The organism is Thermogemmata fonticola (assembly GCF_013694095.1).
Lineage (GTDB): Bacteria > Planctomycetota > Planctomycetia > Gemmatales > Gemmataceae > Thermogemmata > Thermogemmata fonticola.
This window is the reverse complement of sequence record NZ_JACEFB010000003.1, coordinates 312,701-333,671: the sequence shown is the minus strand read 5'-3', so window position 1 is coordinate 333,671 and position 20,971 is coordinate 312,701. Positions and strand designations below refer to the sequence as shown.

16 protein-coding genes are annotated in these 20,971 nt (G+C 58.9%); 5 read left to right on the top strand and 11 right to left on the bottom strand.

Going from position 1 to position 20,971, the window contains the following annotated elements:
• Positions 1 to 34 precede the first annotated feature (34 nt).
• The 3 genes from H0921_RS18505 (at position 35) to truB (ending at position 1,843) form a co-directional block, all read left to right on the top strand.
• Positions 35 to 277 carry an FmdB family zinc ribbon protein gene (locus H0921_RS18505; RefSeq protein WP_194537400.1) on the top strand — a complete coding sequence of 81 codons (243 nt, stop codon included), beginning with the start codon at positions 35 to 37 and terminating at the stop codon, positions 275 to 277.
• A 282-nt stretch (positions 278 to 559) separates the two neighbouring features.
• The gene (locus H0921_RS07370; protein WP_194537399.1) at positions 560 to 871 is read left to right on the top strand and encodes an ArsR/SmtB family transcription factor; all 312 of its coding nucleotides are present in this window, start codon (positions 560 to 562) and stop codon (positions 869 to 871) included.
• An 84-nt stretch (positions 872 to 955) separates the two neighbouring features.
• Positions 956 to 1,843: a tRNA pseudouridine(55) synthase TruB gene (gene truB, locus H0921_RS07365; protein ID WP_194537398.1), complete on the top strand. Its 888-nt coding sequence runs from the start codon at positions 956 to 958 to the stop codon at positions 1,841 to 1,843.
• Between the two features lie 180 nt (positions 1,844 to 2,023).
• On the opposite strand, the gene H0921_RS07360 is transcribed toward truB, so the two are convergent.
• A complete protein-coding gene (locus H0921_RS07360; protein ID WP_194537397.1) occupies positions 2,024 to 3,292 on the bottom strand; it encodes a polysaccharide biosynthesis/export family protein in 1,269 nt (422 codons plus the stop codon).
• Entirely contained in the window at positions 3,289 to 3,921 is a 633-nt protein-coding gene (locus H0921_RS07355; RefSeq protein WP_194537396.1) for a hypothetical protein, read from the bottom strand. Before H0921_RS07355 ends, H0921_RS07360 begins: the two co-directional genes overlap by 4 nt.
• Before the next feature lie 336 nt (positions 3,922 to 4,257).
• Here H0921_RS07355 and H0921_RS07350 point away from each other — a divergent pair, with 336 nt between their 5' ends.
• Together H0921_RS07350 and H0921_RS07345 are read left to right on the top strand one after the other, a co-directional pair.
• On the top strand, positions 4,258 to 4,530 hold the full coding sequence (locus tag H0921_RS07350; protein ID WP_194537395.1) for a hypothetical protein: 273 nt from the start codon (positions 4,258 to 4,260) through the stop codon (positions 4,528 to 4,530).
• Positions 4,531 to 4,812: 282 nt separating this feature from the next.
• Complete coding sequence (locus tag H0921_RS07345; protein ID WP_194537394.1) at positions 4,813 to 5,805, top strand: N(4)-(beta-N-acetylglucosaminyl)-L-asparaginase; 993 nt, start codon at positions 4,813 to 4,815, stop codon at positions 5,803 to 5,805.
• A gap of 206 nt (positions 5,806 to 6,011) precedes the next feature.
• Here the strand turns inward: H0921_RS07345 and H0921_RS07340 are convergent, their stop codons facing one another.
• From H0921_RS07340 to H0921_RS07300, 9 genes are all read right to left on the bottom strand, one after another.
• Entirely contained in the window at positions 6,012 to 10,331 is a 4,320-nt protein-coding gene (locus H0921_RS07340) for a hypothetical protein (protein WP_194537393.1), read from the bottom strand.
• Positions 10,332 to 10,436: 105 nt separating this feature from the next.
• A complete protein-coding gene (locus H0921_RS07335; protein ID WP_194537392.1) occupies positions 10,437 to 11,648 on the bottom strand; it encodes a PulJ/GspJ family protein in 1,212 nt (403 codons plus the stop codon).
• 205 nt (positions 11,649 to 11,853) lie between these two features.
• Positions 11,854 to 12,792 carry a type IV pilus modification PilV family protein gene (locus H0921_RS07330; RefSeq protein WP_194537391.1) on the bottom strand — a complete coding sequence of 313 codons (939 nt, stop codon included), beginning with the start codon at positions 12,790 to 12,792 and terminating at the stop codon, positions 11,854 to 11,856.
• A gap of 203 nt (positions 12,793 to 12,995) precedes the next feature.
• Positions 12,996 to 14,087 carry a prepilin-type N-terminal cleavage/methylation domain-containing protein gene (locus H0921_RS07325; RefSeq protein ID WP_228499160.1) on the bottom strand — a complete coding sequence of 364 codons (1,092 nt, stop codon included), beginning with the start codon at positions 14,085 to 14,087 and terminating at the stop codon, positions 12,996 to 12,998.
• 134 nt (positions 14,088 to 14,221) lie between these two features.
• Positions 14,222 to 15,088 (bottom strand): type II secretion system protein, encoded by an 867-nt coding sequence (locus H0921_RS07320; protein WP_194537390.1) that lies wholly within the window; start codon positions 15,086 to 15,088, stop codon positions 14,222 to 14,224.
• A gap of 21 nt (positions 15,089 to 15,109) precedes the next feature.
• On the bottom strand, positions 15,110 to 15,919 hold the full coding sequence (locus tag H0921_RS07315; protein ID WP_194537389.1) for a type II secretion system protein: 810 nt from the start codon (positions 15,917 to 15,919) through the stop codon (positions 15,110 to 15,112).
• 60 nt (positions 15,920 to 15,979) lie between these two features.
• A complete protein-coding gene (locus H0921_RS07310; RefSeq protein WP_194537388.1) occupies positions 15,980 to 17,230 on the bottom strand; it encodes a type II secretion system F family protein in 1,251 nt (416 codons plus the stop codon).
• Between the two features lie 165 nt (positions 17,231 to 17,395).
• Positions 17,396 to 19,372: a GspE/PulE family protein gene (locus H0921_RS07305; protein ID WP_194537387.1), complete on the bottom strand. Its 1,977-nt coding sequence runs from the start codon at positions 19,370 to 19,372 to the stop codon at positions 17,396 to 17,398.
• Positions 19,373 to 19,589: 217 nt separating this feature from the next.
• Positions 19,590 to 20,774: a type IV pilus twitching motility protein PilT gene (locus tag H0921_RS07300; RefSeq protein ID WP_194537386.1), complete on the bottom strand. Its 1,185-nt coding sequence runs from the start codon at positions 20,772 to 20,774 to the stop codon at positions 19,590 to 19,592.
• Between the last annotated feature and the right edge of the window lie 197 nt (positions 20,775 to 20,971).

Genomic DNA, 20,971 nt, shown 5'->3' with positions numbered 1-20,971 from the left:
AAAGCCGGTTGGGTTGACGAAGGAGGTAGCAGCTATGCCGCTGTACGAGTATACCTGCCGTCAGTGCCAACATACGTTTGAGCAACTGGTTCCATCGATGGCTCACGAGCCAACGACATGCCCCCAATGCCAAAGTCCGAGCCTGGAGCGGTTGATCGGGCTGCCAACCGCCGGCCGATCTGCGGCGCCTGCGGCGACGAACTGCCAAGGGGATGGCCCCCCATGTGGCGCTCCCTGGTGTGGACGTACGAACGCTTCTTGGCCTGCTGCCTCGTGACTCTCCTCGGTTTGCCCCCTCCGCTGTTCTGCGCCTTTTGCTCTCAGGTTATTCCCATAGATGTTGCAAACTGTGCGGGCCATGAAGGCCCTGCGGCGATGTCCTGAAATTTAGCATCGCAACCGTGCTTGTCATCACGGAACAGTTATCGTAATAATGATAGTGGGAAGAACGTGGTGATGAAAACACCGCCCGACTTCGATCGGCCGATTTCGGCGAAGGCCAACCGCCTTCGGGTCGGTGCGGAAAGCGAATCCGAGAACGAACAAGGAGACAGCAGCCATGACCGATCCCAAAACGGCAAAAGAGTGCGCGGAAAAGCTTCAGGCCCTAGCAGAGCCGAACCGCATTCGCATCATCGAATCCCTGCGCACAGGCTCCAAAAACGTGAGCCAATTGGCCAAAGAGTTGAACATCGAGATTGTCAATGTTTCCCACCATCTCGGTGTCCTGAGTCAGGCCGGCCTGGTGAAAGGCAGCAAGAATGGACGGTATGTGGTCTATACCCTCCACCCGGACGTGTTTGTCAATCAGGGAAACAAATCGACCTTTCTGGACTTAGGCTGGTGCCGGATCGAGATTCCCTACAACTGAATTGCAGGACCGCATGCTTCGGTGCGGCATGATTGGTGGCGGTCAAGGACGATGCCGTCCGGTCATCTAGCATTCCCATATCCCATGACCCAGGCAATCGCCGGGCTGTTAGTGATTGACAAGCCGGAAGGGGTGACCTCCCGTGCGGTGGTCAATCAGGTCCAGCAGTGGTTCCCCTCTCGTGTCAAGATCGGCCACACGGGTACGTTGGACCCCTTGGCGACGGGCCTGCTGGTGTTGTGTGTAGGGAGAGCCACGCGCTTGGCCGACTATGTCCAGCAGATGGAGAAGACGTATCAGGCTCGGTTTCGCTTGGGTGCGGTGAGCGATACAGACGATGCTCAGGGGGTGATTACGCCACGCGCGGGAACTCCCCAGCCCACGCGGGAGCAGGTTCGGGATGTACTTCAGGAATTTATCGGTGACATCTGGCAGCGCCCCCCTGCCTTTTCCGCCCTAAAAGTCCAGGGACAAAGGGCTTACGAGTTGGCACGCCAGGGAGCTGCTCCTGTCCTGGCTCCTCGCTTGGTCCATATTCGCGCGATCCGTTTGCTGGACTATCACTGGCCTTATGTCGATGTAGAAGTGGATTGTAGCCGGGGGACATATATTCGTGCCTTGGCCAGGGATGTGGGGGAGAAACTCGGTTGCGGAGGATACGTAGAGGCTTTGCGGCGGTTGCGCGTGGGGGATTTGACCCTGGCGCAAGCTACCCCTTTGCAACAGTATCGGGAACCTCCGCCGCTATTGCCAGTAAGGCTGGCAGTGTCCCACCTTCCCGCCCTGACGTTAGCTCCTACCGAGGCTCGACTTTTCTGCCACGGCCAGAGTATATCCTGGCGGGGAGATCGGATGGCCTCCCATTCGGGGAGCCAAGACGATCAGGAATGGGCGGTGCTGGACCAGGATGGGAAACTTTTGGGAGTTGGCAAACGTGTGGGTGAAAATCTCCGCCCCTGTGTCGTTCTGTAAGGAAGGTTGTGTAGGACGTTAATCCAGGAGGATAGTGGCATAACAGGTTAGACAAGCAGGCACCACAGATCGGTTGGGCAAATCGGTAAAAGGTATGCCGCCCAAGTCCTATTGATTGCTTCTAGCTGCCCAAGTGGGAGGAAGATAGGGTGAGGCAAGTCGTAGAGGGACGAGGCGGCACTAGGGGTTGTTAGACACGCCAATTTGGGTGAATCGGGGACTGCGAATCAGTTCCCAGGTGGTACTCAGGCGTAGGGTTTGGGTGAGGTAACGGACCAAGGCTTCGCTGGGACGTTCCTGCAGAACGATGAGGTCGCCGGGTTGGATGAGGATATTTTCGCGGCTATCGCGATAAGCTTCGTTCAAGTCCACGCGGATGCGGATTTGCTGTCCGTTGGGAAGCCGCCGAATGACGGTGACCAGGCTGGGATTGGGGTTGCCGATACCTGCTTGGACGGCCTGTGCCACGAAGGCGTTCTGGCTGAAGCTGCCGTTGATGAGGGGAGCGCGGACTTGCGCCAGGGCCTCGATGACTCGCAGGTCGTAATCCCGCGGTAAGGGGACTTGGGTCGCTCCTGCTAGACCAGCTACGTAATAAACCTCGGTATCGCGGGCCTCGATGTACACCGTGTCGCCATCGTTGAGAATGATGTCCTCTTCGGTAAAGGGAATGGGTTGGTCGGGGGGCAGACGCAGAGGGATGCGGACGAACCCTTTGGCCGGTTGGTCCGGATCATAGGTGCCACGACGGATGATGATCTCGTTTTTGGCCTCCAGGCCGGGAGGTCCGCCTGTCAGGGTGAGGGCTTGCAGTAGGTCGTTGCGCCCCGGTTCCAGGAGGAGCGAGAAGGCGGCGCCGCGCTTGGTACCGCCAATCACGGCGGCAATAGGTCCAGCGGCAGCAAATTGCGGTTGAATGGGTTGAGCATCTTCCCGTACGACCAGCACGCGATACCGCCGGGGCTGCAACAACTCCACCGACACGCGGCCCTTGCCTGGCTGGAGAATTTTCTTCTCCTCGACAATCTGTTTGAGGATGGCCTCACGGGCTTCCTTGAGAGTCATCCCCTTGACCACAATCGGGTCCAATTGGGGGAGTTGGATGGTGCCATCCTCCTGAACCGGAACGGGCAGGCCTTGGACGGCGGGTCTATCGCCGCTAGGGGTGAATTGAACCGGAATCGGTTGGTCTGCTTTGGTTAGGATTTCATCGGCGACAATAGCGAGAACGTCCCCTTTGTCCAGGCGGTATTCTTTGGGGGTATTGATACGGAGCAGAGTGAGGGGAATGGGGCGGTAATCGCTTTTGGGCCGTCCCAGAATCTCCTCTGGCAGCCGGCGTACGGGGATGCCATCAGCGACAGGGTTTGTCAGAGCGGCGCAGCCGGTCGTCAGAGCAGCGGCTACAAGCAGGAGCAGACTCAGGAAATGGCGGGAGAGCGGCGTCATGGTCGCCCTCCGGGTCGTGGGAGAAGTTCCACCGGCGTTGGGCGGGGGAGGGGAAAGCCAGTTTCTTCCCTGGAAGGCGGTAGGGAGGGGGGCGAATCCCTACTTGCGGCTGACCCTTCGCTGGACGATGGTTGTTCCGGGGGGAGCGAATCGTTTGAAGGCGGAGGAGTGTTGCTGGAGGCCGAAGGCTGAGCCAAGCGGAATGGCGGCGGCTCTGGCGGGGGCGATGGGAGGAGGACAGGAACCGTCAGGTAGCGGCGCTGGCCGCTTGCAATGGCTTGCTGCTGTCCAAGCTGAAAGCCCAAAAAATACTGCTGCAAGCGGGCATGCCCTTCGGGAGTGAAATAGCGGGGATGGCGCGTGTATTTACTGGGCGGCACTGCGGGAAGATGGGCCGGTCCGCCGCGGTCCAAGTAATCCACATAGCCGTCGAGGAAGCCCTCACGGAACTCCGGGGCACAGTCCGGAAACTCCCCCCGGATACTCTTCCAGGCTTCGCGCGCCTGTTGCTGTAAACGCTGGGTGATGATCCACTGCGTCCCCAGGAGGCGGGGTTCGTGATGGAAGTTACGGATCGCTTCGTGCGCGATATTGCAGCCGGTGGCGAGCAGCGGAAGAAGCAGTCTCATGACGCCTCTTTGACCCATCCTGCGTCTCTCCACCGCTTCGTGTGGGTCGGTCTGTTGTCACTATCGGCAACTCTTGGGGCTGGATTTGATCAAACAGAGTGAGTTTGCCGATTTTTCAGTGGTGCGAGGGACAAACATGTGGCATGTTTTTTCAAGAAGGGATGGATCGGGAGAAAAAAGCGACGAATAATGCAAGAAAGAATCGACAAATGCGCCGCGTGCACTAGCATGGTAACAGGGAAATCTGTACTCGCAGGCAGGAGGCGTTTCTCGGATTGAGGCAATATCGACCGCGTGGAAGGTCGATACTCTGAGTAACTCTGGGAGATGTTGACGATGGCCAAAAGCAGCAAGAGCACGGCAGCCAAGAAGACGACTGCCAAGAAGACGACGGCCAAGAAGGCAACCGCCAAGAAGACCAAGGCGGCAGGGAGCGTAGCCAAGAAGACGGCCGCCAAGAAGACGACGGCCAAGAAGGCTGCTCCGAAGAAAACCACGACTCGCAAGGCCACCGCGAAGAAGGCCGCCAAGGCTGCTCCGGTGACCCCTGAACCCGCGCCGGCTCCGGCTCCCTCGGAAACACCGCCGCCGGCTCCGTCTTTCCCCTGATCAACCGGTGCATCCTTCCGGGTAACGATGTCCGCGCCGGCCTGCTGCCTGTGCCAGCGACAGCAGCGCTATGAGACTTGGACAATTGAGCCTGCAATCCTCAGTCAAAGTCTCATCGTTCTGTTGCTGGGGTTGAACCGGCAAGGCTAGGCGCTCTGTTTTCACCGTGAGGGTTGCCTTCTAAGCTAAGGCTGAGGAGGTTCCTTTCTGTTTAGGGAGGTTCCTCACGCCGGCGCTGGGGCATTGCCTTCCCCTCGCCGTCTACCCCTCCGGAGGATGCCCATGCCTCATCCTGTGGTCATTGCGACCTGGCCCTTTGGCCGCCGGGCGGTGGAAAAGGCTTTGCCCCTTCTCACACGGGGTGAGCCAGCCTTGGACGCTGCTCTGGCGGGCGCTCAGGCCGTGGAAGAGGATGTTACCATCCGCAACTCGGTGGGTTTCGGCAGCCTACCCGACCGCCTAGGGCGCTTGACCCTGGATGCAAGCGTCATGGATGGCCGAACCTTGGCCTGTGGAGCGGTGGCGGCAGTAGAACATGTCCGGCACCCAGCCGCCTTGGCCCGGCGAGTCATGGAAAAAACCCCCCATGTCCTATTGGTCGGCGAGGGAGCCAAGTGGTTCGCCCTCCAGGAAGGGTTTCGCTTGGAGCAACCCTATACTCTCGCTGCTCTGCGCGAGTGGCTCGAACGGCACCCGGACCTGCGCCCGGAAGACAGGCCCCAGCCTAATCAAAAGCCTCCGGAGGAAAAGCGGAGTGCCTCAGATGCCGGCTCGCCGGATCCGGAGACGTGCCGGGATGGGGCTAGCGACATCGCAGCGGGAGAGTTGAGCCACGACACCGTGACCGTCTTGGCTTTGGATGTCAAAGGACACTTGGGGGGCGTCTGTACGACTAGCGGTCTGGCATACAAGCTGCCGGGGCGGGTCGGTGATTCGCCGATCATCGGAGCGGGGCTGTACGTGGATGACACGGCCGGAGCGGCCGGGGCCACGGGGGTGGGGGAAGAGATCATCCGCATTGGCGGCAGCCTGCTGATCGTGGAATGGATGCGTGCTGGCAAATCTCCCCAAGAAGCCTGCGAGATGGCGTGCCAGCGCGTACATGCCGCTGCTGCCCGCCGAGGGGTTCATCCCGCCCGTGTCGCCTTTCTGGCTCTTGATCCCAAGGGGAATGTCGGCGCGGCTTGTACCGCCAAAACCAATTTCCGTTACGCTGTGGGCCGGGAGGGCAAAATCGAGTTGCTCCAGGCCAAAGAAATTCCCCCGCAACCGTAGCCCAGTTCATTGCTTATCCCAAGTCTGCTCCGCCACGGGTTCCAACTTTGGGATCGCTTTCCGGGGGACGTTTGTTACCGTCACTCCTGCAAAGTCGGCAGGGAAAGGCCGTGGTTTTCCCCCCGAAGAGAAACGGATGGCCAGTTGTTGACCATCCGCTGCCCAGCGGAGGAGCCTAAACCGTGCACTCTGCTTGCTCCTTCGGTTCAGCGAAGGCGAGTCCAGAAGGGGACGACATACTGGTAAACTGGTAGGCGGACATCAAAGTTCGGCTGCGGCCCGGGGTTACCTGGCAGAACATTGGAGACGCAATCGCCGAAGTAGTGCGTGCGGCTGAGGGGTGCTGCCAGAGTCACCGTCACTGAGCCGTCGGGCTGAACCGCACCGACCCCTTGCACTTGGACGATTTCCATTGCGCTGCCGAGGCCGACCACTAGGGATTGCCCCAGAGGCACAGGCTGTCCTTCGCTCCATCCGCTGGCTCCAGGGGCGTATATGGTCAGCGCGCTGCTACCGGCTGGTGCGTTGGCCAGCAATGTGGTGAAGAACGGCCGCTGCAGAGCATGGGAAATCGAACCACTGGCAAAACTGGCCGGGTCGATAGCAATCTGGCTGCGGTCCAAGATGGCGAAGAATTGGAAGCGGGTATCGCCGGGCACCTCGCGGTAGTATTCCTGGCCCAAACGTGTAAAGTTGACGCCGGGGACCGCAGTGGGACTCTCCTGCTCCACTTCGAAGTAGCCCACGGTGACCCACACGGCGAAGGCGTGGCTGACAGTCGTCAGGTTATTGAATACCTTGCGAACCGCTTCGAAGTTCTGGTAGGGGTGGAGAGCGCCGGGTGGCGGAACGGTCAGCCACGGAAGCTGCGTCGCCGGATTGATTCGCAAGAGAGTATCGTTGAGACCGAGGGTGCCGCCGTACGCTCGCGCGGTAGCAGTGATGGACGCACCACCGGCAACACTAACAACGGTAGGCACACCGAAGGAGAGGAAGGGGCGGTCGCCGGTGGGCGCATTGTTGTCGTAGACCGTGGCTCCCGGAACAGGACACGGATGGACCGTGCCGTCGGCCGCAGTCCGCGCCTGCAGGTTGGGGGTGCGGCTACCGATGAGGGTATTCCACATCTGATCGACGAAGGCCTGGTCGAAGCTGTTGCCAGCCTGAGCGTCGAACAGAGCATCCCACACGCGTTTGTCTTGGATCGTATTGATGTTGATGCGTCCGGGGACACGCCCGCCGACGGCGGTTCCCGTCACATACGGTTGGACGCGGAGCCATTCCAGACCCCGATAGAGCAGGAGCCACTGCGGGTCACTCAATCTGTTCTGGACAGTACCGGTGAACTTGTTGATGCCGCCATCGGTTCGCGGCGTCAGGAACAATTGCGTGACGTCGTACGGCCGGCCGGCTGTGATATGCAACAACTCCAACTGGTTGATGAGCGGCCGGTCGAGATGCACCAACCAGTCATACGGCGCCATCAGCGTCTCATTGTTGGCAAGAGACGCCGGCGGACCAGGATTGAAAGTGGCTGCGTTAAGCCCAGGATCGCGGCTATTGCGTCGTAACAAGGTGTGTCGGACCCCGGGCTGCGGATTGGCAGGATTCAGATTCTGAGCGACAACCAGCGAAGCGGGGAAGGCATAAGTGGGATAGTCCGCATTAGCAGCGGGAGGCTGCGGATTACATTGACCAGCCAACGGTTGCACCTTGCCCAAGGAGTGGCGGCGGACTATCGGATCACCCGCAGCAGGCAGATCCACCGGATCATACCCTGGTTGCACCGCCATGCCGTTCCACTGCTTGACATTGCGGTCGAGGATCGCACCTTGCTCGCGCTGGATGGCGTCGAAGGCCGGCACATGATCCATGAAGTCGACCGTGATGTAGGGGTTGGTGGTAACATCATGTGGCATGTATGGGTTGGCCAATCGGCGGAGCAGGACGACATGGTCCTTGAGCAGTGGATTAAGAGTGTTGTTGTTCAGAGCTTGGTTCAGCGGATAGGTATAGGCCAAGGCATTAGGTGCACCGGTGGGTGCGGCGTGGATCACAGGGGTTCCAGCGGGGAAATTCGGATTGAACTCACTAGCCGCGTGCACACGGGGCACGTTCGCGGCACAAACGACGATTCCGCCATCAGGGTTGCCGTTAGCCGGACCGATACGCTGTAGAGGGGTGCCGTCAGCCGGGCTAAAGTCAAATAGGATCTGCGGTAAGACGCCCGGCTCACCCCGGTTATTGCTTGCACTGGCAGCCGGATCTCGCAGGGCAAGGCTGACTTTGCCTCCCGCATTCTGAACAATCTCCAGGCGGTAGACGCTGTAGCCCGGCGCGGTATCCGGCAAGCGGAGCGGGACGGAGCCATCGCCGAGGGCGCCGTTTGTGCCCGCAGGATATGGCGTGCTGGTGGGATTCTGCAGTTCGATCCAGAAGCGAACGTGGACTGGATTGTTTGCCATCATAGGCACGACACCGAATGTCGGGTCGGCCGGGTCATTGACTGCTTCGGCGTAAACCTCGTTGATGATCAGCCGCGGTTTTTCTACTCCGTAGACCACCTCCCCAGGCGTATTGGGATCCCAAGGCAGGGGCGTCATGATATCGTCGTTGTCGATGTAGTCGACGATGTTGACAGCCAGTTGGGCTGCTTGACGCAGCATCGTATACTCAGGCGATCCCGGCGTTACACTGGGGGCGAAGGTGTACTGGCCGTTGGCAGGATTGTAGGTGGCGATCAGGAACGGATTGATCGCAGCCACCAGGCGGACGAAAATGTCGCGGGCCAATTGCTGCCGGTCAGCCTGAGCCTGGGCGGCGTTGCCGATGTTGCTCGGACTCAATGGCTGGCTCACGTCGTTGCGGTAGTCGGCCAGCGGGCGGCTCAAATTCAGCGGTGGCAAGTTCGCCAACGGATTGGCCACAAGGTTCGTCCCGGTGAAGGCGTAGCCCAAACCGCCGGGGCGGTCCAACGCATACGAATAGGTGGTGAAAATCATCCGGTTGCGGTGGGGTGGATCCCGGCGGTAGGGGTTGGGCGTGGTCTGACCAATGACCGTGGCAGGGAAGCCGATACCACCGGAACGCAGGGTCGTTGAAGCATGAGTTCCTACTTCCAGGCTGTCGTAGTAAGCCGGACCCGCTGCATAGGCGAAATGGAGCAGCTTGAGATCGGGCAGACTGAAGGCCCGGGGATTGGTACTATTGGGTGCCTTGGGCCATTCAGCCGGGTGGTACAGGTAGGGATGGCGGGGATACGGGTTGTTGTGGCTATCGTAGCCGTTGCTGTAGGCCGGCGCATCGCGGAATAGGCCAGCGCCGCCCTGTCCCGGTAGGAGTAGAGCGCCAGCGCCGCTCAAGCCAGCCCACGCAACAGATGAGCACGCTGGAATAGCATTATTGATACCCAACAGCGGAGGCGGAGCAAACGCCCGCTGTCCAGCCCCGGCGCGGTTGGCCAAAGTGGCGTTCCGAACATTGATCAGGTTGCGAGCTTCTGCAACATTACCGCCGAAAGCACCGAAGGCTCGCTCCAGGCTGACCTCCCATGGTCCGAACCCGCTGCCGGACCGGTGTACGCCTCCGGCCCCCAACACGTTCCCGTGGACGCTCAAGTTCAGCAGACCGTCCAGGTCAACAATCAGCGGTGCCACCAACGGCTTGTAACGCTTCCCATCTGGACCGGTGATGGCTGCCAGCCCGATGTCCATCCATAAGCTGTCGTTCTTCCATGGACCGACGCCACCCCGCAGGTTGCAAACATCACCCGTGTAACTGCCATCGGCGTTTGGTGGTACGCGGGGGAAATTCGGATGCTCCGCCGGCCGCGGACGCAGAGTCAAAAATTTACCTTGGGGATTGGTCCAGTTGGGGTTGCTCGGATCAAGGGAGCCGAAAAGCTGGGGACGATGGAAGGAGGGCAGGAGTACTTCCCCGGTGGCGGGGCAAATGGCGGCGAGGAAGTAGTTGTTGACATCCGGATAGGTGTAAGAGGCGTTTTTCGGGATGTAGGTACCAGCCGGCGGTCCCCCGACCGGTCGTCCTGCTGGATTGGAATATTCGGGGTCCACCATCAGGTTCATGCCGGGGAAGAGGGTGAAGTTGACAATCTGGCGGCGATTGAGTCCTGCGTATTCCGGTGCCGCGACGGCTTCATCGAACAAGCCGATGCCGCTCCAGGCGAGCGTGCTCCCGGTTTGGCCGCCGTACATGAGGGTGGTCAGGTCATGGCCGCGTAGGGCGTTGAAATAGCTCGGCGCAGGAGCCGTGGAGGTCGGCATTACTGCCGGGAAGATCAAATTCGCCAGGAAGGCATTGAAGGCGGCGCTGCCATCGTCTGGGAATTGTAGATTTCCCGGATTTTGAATCTCCGCGGTGATGCGGGCATACTCGGCCTTGCCGCCAGCGAAAAAGACAAAGGTGATGCCCACTATCGCGAACAAGCTCAACATGGCGAGCACCACGATGAGCAATACGCCACGACGCTGATCAACTCTCTGTCCCATTGTGTTTTTCGCCAACATGGTGGATGCTCCAGGTTATGGGTTTCCAGAGTATCTCCGTTTGGATCGACAAAAGTTTCCTCTTCCCGAATGAAAAGGTTTCCTCATTCACAATCACAGGCACAATCACAGGGCGAAGCGCCAGGTGTTCTGCCGCACCGAGCGTGTTTTCGGATCGAACACCCGGATGGTGATTTGAATCCCTTTCACCCGGATGGCTAGCGGCAGAGGCCCCGGAGAATTGCTAGTGCTAAAGGCCGCATTCGGGCCGGTGGTCCAGCCGGTCTCGTCGTGCCAAGTATCGAAGGTCGCCGGCAGAGTGGAGTTACGACCGAGGTTGAGGCCAGGGATAGGTTGACTAGGATTAGCGGAGCCAAGGTTGTCGTAGGGAAACTCGGTATTCCCCTGCGCCAATCCACGAGGTGGGAGCGAGCTATTAAGGGCGAGGTCCGGATTGGGATCCCAGTTCACGCGAACCTCGAACGAGAGGACATTGGATAACAAAATGTCCGTGCCGTAGTTCACAGCGTCAGTCACAGGAAGGACGAGCGGGTAAGGACTTCCACTGGGGGAAACGGGTATGGTAACAGGACTCAAAGGAAGTCGCCGCGACGGGTGGCGAATTTCCTGAAGGGTCCACGGTCCCTTGACCAGGTCGCTGGCAATCAAACTGGTGTAATTCACAGGGACGACACCCCCTGAAGGCGCCCAGAGTTTTGCGCGGCTGTTATCATCGACGGCCACCAGGCGTTGGCGGCGCATGAGGTTGTAGAGAGGCAAGCCGCCAGCTCCGGTGACATTTCCTGTGTCAGCGAGGAAGTAGGCGATCTCGGCCGCCCGACTTTGAACAACCTGAATGCCGGCGGGGCCATAATCCACTTGAACATGGTAAGGATCGCTGTCGTTATCCGGTAGGATGGCGGTGAAATGCAAGGCGTGGTTCGTAGCGGAGTAGATATTCAACCCTTCCGAGTCGGTTTGCACGATCGTCGAGTCGGGGCTGATGATGCGGAAAAAACCGCCGGGGGGAGGCGTCCACCCCTGACCGCTGGCGGTGAGGCGATCCAGTCGCTGATCGCTCAGGCGCAACCCCCGATTGGGGCGATTGTCATCGGGAAGAAACGGGTGGGCCACCACCAAGTCCCGATGGAGGATGTTCCCCACCGCGCTGAGTTGGGTCATCAGTTGGGCCTGGGCGCGGGCTTGACCGATCATCTCCAAGCCGATGCGGAAGGCCTCCGCCAGAATCCACATGGTCAAGACGGACAAGCCCAAGGCGACCATCACTTCCACGAGGGTATAGCCCCCCCGGCGATGCCGATTCCTGTTGCGGATCATGGGAGTCTCCTCACGAACAGGCGAAGGGAAGCAGGGATGGGAATGGGATTCCCCGATATGGGAGTGCCCGGTGATGACCATCGATTGGTGAATATCGCGCTCTTGCATGGCAGGGTTCCCGCAAAGCTCGTGTTCGTGTTCCAGGATTCGTGAGCCTCTACTGTCCTGTGGCCACAGGTGCCCTATGATTCCAGGTCTTGGGAATTCAGTTCCCAGTTAGAGGACTCCGGATGAAAACCCCTGAAACTCCCCGCAGTAGAACGAGTGTTCCCAAGTAAGATGCAGGGTTGCCATCGGCGGGGGTTCGCAGGGGCGGTTGGACTTCCAATTGGGTTCCCCCGACTGTTTCTGTGATCGCCGATACTCGGTAGAAATGGGCGTGCCGCATGCCGGGACGGCCCAGGGTGATGCCGCTCGTCGGGTCGTAAACGGTGGCATCCATAATCCAGTCGCCGCTGCGGATTTCTACTTGATTCCGAGGCAGCAGAACCAGACGTGTTTGACCAGGAGCAAAAGTGATTCCATGAAAGACCTGCTCGCTTCCCGGTGGGGCGTACATGTGGGCCCGGCGGTCGAAGACCACGACAGTCAAGTTCGCATAATAGCGGTTCGCATTGGTCGGCCGTTGCACCACCCAGAGGAAGTTGTAGCGCAACTCGCGATCCGGCAGGGGATTGCCGTTGTCGTCGGCCACGACTCCGTCCCGTAAACTGCACAGCGCCAAGGCAGCGAGAGGATTATTGCCAACGATTTTCAAGTTGCACCGCGGGATGCGCGTGAGAGTTGGTGTGTCGCCGAGCCAATTCTGATTCTGCTGGCCGGCACGAGCCAAGTAACCCATCGGGTCTACAACGACGGGGTAACTTGCCTCATGCGGTAAGCAGGGAGGCATGCCAAGGGCGGGTTGATCGAGAGCCGAGAAGAAAGGGTCAGGGGTGGTAGCTTCGACCACGTAGGTTTTCCAATACGATCGGAAAAACTGGTCGGCATTGTAGGCAGCCAGGGCGCTCCGCTCATCGCGGAAGGCCTGACCCATCCGCATGGCTCCCAAGGGGAAGAGGGTTAGAATCGAGATCACCCCCAGACCCATGATAAAGATCGCCGTCAGGACTTCGACCAGCGACAAACCCTTGCGCAGGTACATGGCGGCATCCCTCTGGATGATCGGCTCGCCACACGACGCTCCGGGACGGGAACAGAGGCGGAGCCGTGGCTGCTAGGTATTATTCGGCCGGATATGCCATCCACCAATTTTTCGCTGCCGGTGGTTTTTTCCCTGGAAATTCCGCGGTTTTTCGCGGTCTGTCTCTCGTGGGCCAGGGGCCAGAAACAGCACAATCCGATATCCTATTGGTTCTGGATGGCTTCGCGGGCAAACTTGTGGAGATCGGTACTGGTGCTATCCGGCCAGTAGACCGGTGCTGCTCCGATAGCGCCCGAGCTGGCCTTGATGGCCACGATCATTTGCTCTCCCCCTCGCCGCAAGGCGTCCAGGAATGCCGGAGTCGTGACTCCGCCGTAGTTGCCGGGAGCCATTTGTCCACTTCCTTCCGGTTTGTTTGGATCGCGCACCCACAGAAACACATGGCCTGCTCCCCGATTGGCACCGTAGGGAGACAACTGCCCGCTGGGTATGAAGATCAGATCATAGTCAGTACCTGCGGGCAGGCTCGAAGCATCCGGAATGGATAACCCTGGCGACAAATCAATACACGTGCGCGAGGGGAGCCGGACGATCGGTTCGCCCAGAAGCGGCTGAGGTGCCCGGAGAATGCCAAAATGATAGGTGCGGTAGATTTCCACGTCGGTCGCTGCGGTTCCCGAAGGAAGACCCGCTGCTCCCAGAACTTCATCGGGATAATGACGCAAACCCAATTCCAGGACATTGCTCCCAACGGGGGTGACAGAAATGATATCATTCCACGTTCCCAAGACAGGGAGGACGAGGAGCAATCGCTGTTGGGGGCTGAAGGTCAACAAAGCGGTCGGCACATTGACCAATTGGCAGCGGCGGTTAACAATGGCTCCGCTGTTGTCGTATGAATAGAGAAACCGAATGTAGGGCGCACTGGGTAAGAGGGTGGGATCGGGGTTGGGGAGCAGGAGGGGGGGCACTTCGATGTATTGCAGCGAAGTTGCAAACAGCAGGTTAGGCTGAGTGGAATCGAGGATGAGGCGGACTCCATGAGGTCGGCCATCCCGCATGGCTCGGGCCTGGGCAATTTGCAGCATATTTTGAATTTGATTGACGGCATCGACGGTCCGGTCGCGTTCCAGAGCCGCAGGGACGACCATCAAAGCCACCGCCGCCACGGACACGATCAGCGCCATGACCACCAGCAGTTCGATGAGAGTGAACCCCCGCCGCCCCAAGGTGGAAGCTGCTCCTGCTGACTCCTGAGCCACACAGTGCAATCGCGCTCGCTTGTGACCGCTCATAATCGAGAACTCCTGAGATGTCATGTGCAGCTCGTGGTGTGACACCCTACCGAATCCCCCCTTCACCTGTCCAATGCATGTCCCCTTTGTTTCCAATTCCGAGGCTAAATACAACTTTTCAGTGCCAAGTACTTTTACTGGGCGGACGGGTTACCTCCTCTGGCTCCCAATTGCCGGAGGCGATACCCCAAAATATCGTCATTGGATCCGAAGATTCGATCGCGTCCTAAGGAGATGACGGTCAACACTTTGTTGTTGGCATCAAAGACGACCCCTAAGCGGGTTTGCGCATCCGCTCGGTTGGTCCAATTCGGGTCGGCGAGTTTGCCCAAGGGATCGAAGGGATCGTGTGAGCCGGGCTTGGGGTTGATATACGGCGGGGCATTCAGTTCGGGCGAGCTATAGAAGCGCCCCAGAATAATGGGAGTTCCCCAAAAGTCCGTAAAAACCCGGACCGTTCCGTTATTGATGGCAATGTCGGCTTGAGCGGCGTTCATCACATCGTCGCTGGCGAAATTGGCTCCCCCCGTACCGAGGCGGGAAAGGGCTTTGTAGAGCAAGGCGGCAGCTTCCTGTTCGGGGAGACCGCTGATGCTGGGCGGCAAATCCGCATAGGCAGTGTGAGGGGGCCAATTAATTCCCGCTGCGGGGATGGTCAGGTTGCTTCGTGCTTCGGCGAACGTGACCGGGAAGGTATGGCGCAGGCGACAGTACAGGAGCAGGGCTTCCGCCCGATCCTCGTCGTTCACGCAGTAGGGGAGCAATTGGGTGAACGCTGAACTGCGCGTGAGTCTTTCCTTGCGCACCTGCTCGGTGAGAGCTTTGACATGTTGGTCCAAGGCTTCCTGAAGTTTGTAAACTGTCTGTTCACTGGAGCGGTATTGTTGGCGGATACGCACATATCCGACGCCGCTCATGGTCAGTCCTGCCAGAACGGCCAGGATCGCGATGACCACCAACAGCTCCACCAAACTGAAGGCATTGCGGCGGGAAGCCATCATGGTTGCGTCCTCACATGGCACTCAATTGAAGCCTGCACGTAGTATCGAGCGGCTGAAATTGGCTTGGTCGTCGTAACCTTCCCATGTCGTGGCTGGGAAGTCGGTGCCGCCGGGGCCAAAAAGCTGGTTCCGCCCCGCGGAGATCAATTGAAAGCTGCTCTCGTTGAGATACTTGCCGCCCGATTGGTAAGGCGTGACTGTCACCGTTCCTGTGGGCCAGACCTGAGGGGTACCATCCATGTTGGTCGCGTAGTTGTTCGGCTTGCCTTTGGTCGCCGCGAACACAATGTACGGCGTGTTCCAAGGATCTACCAGTTGAGCGTGGCCGTTAGGACCGGGTTGAAGCATTTTGGGAGTGACTTGCAGCCACGGTCCTTTCCGTGTCTCTCCTGGCACGGAAGGGGGGGCGAAGGGCTGCCGGGGATTGTTCGAGAACCCCATGTAGTTGAGAGGAGTCCCACCCGTAAGAAGGAAGAGCAGGGCTTGATTGGGATTCAAATCCGCTTGGGCGCTGGTCGGCAGCCCGTTGTTGGTCAAATCCATTTGCGGAAACATGCGCTTGAGCAGGTCTACTTCGGGATCATTTGGGCTATAGGAGGAACGTAACCGAAAAGTGCCACTCCAGACGTAATCCATGCCGCCTTTGGCTTTAGCCAGAGCGACCGCCGCGTTGATCTGGGAGATGCGGTCGGTATTTTCGGCACGGAAGCTGGAATCGCGGACCTTCTGGACGGCTGCCATCAGCAGGCCCATCAGGATCGAGATGATCGCGATCACTACGAGCAACTCGACAAGCGTAAAAGCCTGGCGGATCGGAATACGCCTGGACATGGTCCGTGCTCCTCGAGAAGACCGGGTCAAGTTTGCTACTGCTACTATGCCGCGTCTCTGTCAGCCGCTCTTGCTCAAGCCTTCCAACAGCTTGATCAAGGGCAGGAAGAGCGAAATTACGATGGCCCCGATGGTGAACCCCAGGAAGACGATCATGATCGGTTCTAGCAACGACAAGAGGGACTTGACGAGGTTGTCCACCCATTCGTCGTAGAAGTCGGCGATTTTGTAGAGCATCGTATCCAGATCGCCGGTCTCCTCGCCGACTTCGATCATGTTGACGACCATGTCGTCCACCAGCCGGGATTCCCGCATCGGGTCAGCTATTGTATCCCCCTCGCGGACGGATTCAAAAACTCTCTGGAACATCCGCTCGAAGACGGCGTTGTTCGAGGTTTCCTTGACAATGGTCAAGGCTTCCAAAATCGGGACGCCGGAACTGACCAGCGTCCCCAACGTGCGCATGGTTCTAGCTACAATGGTTTTTTCCACGAGTTCCCCAATGATGGGTATCCAGAGTAAGGCGCGGTCTAAGGCGTAGTTGCCCCATCGGGTCAGGCGGAGGAGTTTGGCCAGCAAGTACAATCCCATCGGAAAGAGGGGGATCGTCCACCAGTATTCCGACATCCAGTTGGAGATGGCAATGAGTTTCTGGGTGGCCCAGGGGAGAGTCATGCCGAATTCGTCGAAGATCTTTTTGAACTTGGGGATGATGGCCACCATGATAAAGGTGAGGATGCCAATGGCCACGGCGATGACCACGGCCGGATAGACCATAGCGCCGATGATTTTGCCTTTGAGGCTCTGGGCTTTTTCGAGAAAGTCCGCCAGGCGCTGGAGGATGACTTCCAAGGCGCCACCCGCCTCGCCCGCCTTGACCATGTTCACGTAGAGCTTGCTGAAGCACTTCGGTTGCTTGGCCATGGCATCGGAGAGGGAGGAGCCGGATTCCACATCATCGACGATGTCAATAAGGGCGTTTTTCAGCACGCTCGGCTTCATCTGGCGTTCCAGGATGCGGAGGGAACGGAGGACGGGCAAGCCGGCGTCGATGAGAGTGGAAAATTGGCGGGTGAAGGTGACCAACATCTTTTGCTTGACGCGGCCGATGGTGAACGTCTTGCGACTTTTCCCCGTCTTTTTCTTCTTTCCTTTGGCCGCTTTGCCGCCGGTGGTCACCACGGCCAATTTGGTCACAAAGTAGCCGCGGCTTTTGACTTTGGCCTGAGCTTCCTCTTCATTGGCGGCCTCAATCGAATCCTTGATTTCGTTTCCGGAGGCATCCAGAGCTTCAAACTTATAGGTCGGCATAGGTCACACCTCGTCCAGCAGTTCGCACGACAGTGGAAGCACATCCTTCAGGTCGGCCAGGTTTTGGTTCCAGCCGGGAAATTATCGTAAAACCCAGAAGCCAGGTTCTCCTGTGGAGCAGCCGGCGTTTTCCACATGACCCGATGGTTTCCTTGCGAGATGCGGTCAGCCTTCGTCCTCCAGGACGGTTTCGCGCACCACTTCATCGATGGTGGTGACGCCAGCGAAGAGGGCACGCAGACCCGCATCACGCAAGCTCAGGGTTCCCATTTTGCGGGTGTACTGCCGCAGGGCGTCGGTGCTGGCCCCGCGACTGACCATGTCCCGCAGGTCGTCATTCATGATCATCAACTCGAACAGACCGGTTCGGCCTTTGAAGCCGAGATTGTTGCACTTATCGCAACCTTCGCCGTAGTAGAAGGGGCGGCCGCGCAGGTCTTCGGGACGGAGGTTCAATTCCATGAGCTGTTCGCGGGTCGGTTGATACGGGGTGCGGCAGGCGGTGCAGATTTTCCGCACCAGACGCTGGGCTTGAATGGCCTCGACGGTGGCCGTGATCAGGTATGGCTCAATCCCCATATCCCGCAGGCGGGTGATGGAACTGGGAGCGTCGTTGGTGTGCAGGGTGCTGAACACGAGGTGGCCCGTCAGCGAGGCCTGAATGGCGATCTGGGCGGTTTCCAGGTCCCGGATTTCGCCGACCAGGATGATATCGGGGTCTTGTCGCAGAATGGCCCGCAAGGCATTGGCGAAGGTCAAATCGATGTCCGGATTGATCGGGCACTGGACGATGCCATCGATTTCGTATTCGACGGGGTCTTCCGTGGTGATGATTTTGACTTCGATGTCATTGAGTTCCGCCAAAGCGGAGTAAAGAGTGGTGGTTTTCCCCGCGCCGGTGGGGCCAGTCACGAGAATGATACCGTTGGGCTTGCGGATGACGGCGCGGAACTGGGCCAGTAGGTCCGGGGGCATGCCGAGGTTGTCTAGGCGTAGGCCGACATTGGTCCGGTCCAGGACGCGGATGACCACGCTTTCCCCGAACATAGTAGGCAGAACGGAAACCCGCATATCGACGGGGTTACCGCCCACGTTCAGCTCGATACGTCCGTCTTGGGGCAAGCGCCGCTCGGCAATATCCAGGTTGGCCATGACCTTGATCCGGCTGGCAATAGCGCTGGCGAGATGGCGCGGCGGAGGGACCATCTCGTAGAGAACGCCGTCGCAGCGGTAGCGCATCTTGTACTCATCCTCGAACGGCTCGAAGTGGATGTCCGAGGCGTGGTCGCGGATGGCCATGAGCAGGACCATGTTGATCAGCTTGCGTACCGGCTGCGAGTTCGCCAGTTCCAGAGCGTCGTCCAAATCGATAGAGTTTTCCCGCCCGGTGACATCCACGCCGATGTTGCTGGCTTCCAATTGGGCGATCAGAGAAGTGATCGATTCTTCCTTTTCTTCGGAGTATGCTTTCTTGAGGAGTTCCTCAATTTGACGGGGGAGAGCTAAGACGGGTTGGACGTTGCGAATGCCGAGGAGGTTTTTGAGATCGTCCATGGCTTGCAGGTTATTGGGGTCGGCCATGGCCACAGTAAGGGTGTCGTTGTCATAGCTCAGGGGCACGAGTTTATACAACTCGGCCATGTTTTTCTGGACGATTTTGAGGGCTTCCGGCTGGGGCTTGACTTCTTCGGCGTTGAGGACCTTCAGGCCGTGGACTTCGGCCGTGGCTTGGAGCAGTTGTTCCTCGTTGACCAGTCCCCGTTCCAGGGCCAACTCGCCGAGGCGGCGCTCGGTAGTGCGCATCTCCTCGTAGAGCGACTCCAACTGAGCTTCATCGAGAAGGCCCAGGTCCAGGAGTTTCTGGCCAAGTTGACGCGTGGTGGCATCGATATGAGCGAAGCGTTGGCGTGCCGAAGGAGCAGTAGCCGATCGGGCTGAGGCGGCGGGTCGGCTTGCCGCTGAGGCCGGCTTGCTGGCCGTGCTGGCCTTCTGGGGAGGGGCTGGAGCGGAGGGAGTCGCAGCCGCTGCCTTGCTGGCGGCTGGGGCCGTCGGGGTCGATGCGGGGCGCGTTGAGGTTCCGCTCGCTGGCACGGCGGGCTTTTTCGCGGGGGATTTATCATTCGGAGGCGTCGGTGCAGGCATAGAGAGTTTTCCCTTGTTCGCTTTCCTCGGATTCAGTCAGGAAGGATGGCGTTTGCTTATCCGCCTGATCTGGGAATTCCTTCCGGATTCTGAGCTACATGTCATTATCCTGTGCTACTTGCCGTTCCACAACAGGATTTGATCCGTTGGAGAAGGATTCGCTCCTGTCGGTGGTCCGAGGTATTCCGATCGATCAGATGAGCGAGTGGAGACTGCCTCAGCGCCGCCGCCGGGGTGGTGTTTCCTCCTCGTCATCTTCGTCCTCATCTTCAAAATCTTCGTCTTCATCGTACTCCTCGTCCTCGTATTCTTCATCCTCCTCCATGCCACGTTCGGCGGCTTCAATTTTAGCGGCGAGTTCGTTGGGCCGGCTGGATTTGAGCAGCACCTCTTCTTTGTCGCAGAGGCCTTCTTTCCAGAGGCGGAAGAGGGACTCATCTAGGAGAAACATACCATGTTTGCGCCCGGTTTGGATGGCGGAATCGATGCGGTAGGTTTTATTTTCGCGGATGAGGTTGCGGATGGCCGGGGTGACGACCATCATCTCATAAGCAGCGACCAAGCCTTCCGGTTTGCGGGGCAGAAGGGCTTGAGAGAGAACGCCGATGAGGGAACCGGCCAACTGCGTGCGGATTTGGTCCTGTTCATTTTCGGGGAAGACGGTAATGACGCGGTCGATGGTGGAGGCGGCACCGGAGGTGTGGAGGGTTCCGAACACGAGGTGCCCCGTTTCGGCGGCTTCCAGGGCCGCCCGGATAGTCTCTAGGTCGCGCATTTCCCCGACTAGGATCACGTCCGGGTCCATCCGCAGAGCGCGACGAAGTCCCTCTTTGAAGTCCGGCACATCGATGCCAATTTCCCGCTGATTGACGGTGGAGCGCTTATGCTTGTGGTAGTATTCGATCGGGTCTTCCAGCGTGATGATGTGCCGGTCGTAGTTTTCGTTGATGAAGTTGATCATGGAGGCGAGGCTGGTCGTCTTCCCCGAACCGGTGGGACCGGTCACCAGCAACAAACCACGGGGGCGAACGATCAAGGAGCGGATGGCGTCCGGAGTGCGGAGTTGCTCGAAGGTCAGGAATTGATTGGGAATGCGCCGGAGGACCATTCCGATGGTCCCTTTTTGTTTGAACACCGCCACCCGGAAGCGAACGCCATCGACGTACTCGATAGCGAAGTCGGCCCCGCCCCGTTGCTGTAACTCCTGTTGGCAACGGTCCGGTGTAATGGACTTCATCAGGGCGGTAGTGTCGTCAGGGTCGAGCACCCCTCCGCCGATGTCGAGCTTGCGCATGCGTCCGTGATGGCGGACGACCGGGGGTTGACCCACGCTGATGTGCAAGTCACTGGCCTTGAGTTGGATCACGGTGGCCAGCAGCTTCTCCATCGAAACTTTCGCCACGTCTTTTTCCCCCGCCTAAATGGATGTGGCCCCCTCATGTGGTGATGCCAACGCCGCAATGGCCACGTATCAGAAGTGAACACAATATCCCTACGCACGGTGCCCACTTCCGGCCCGACGTTGACATTATGACCGGCCACAAACCCGAATGCCAAAAAACCTTTCCCAAAAAGTATTTTCCTCCCATAAGGTGGTCT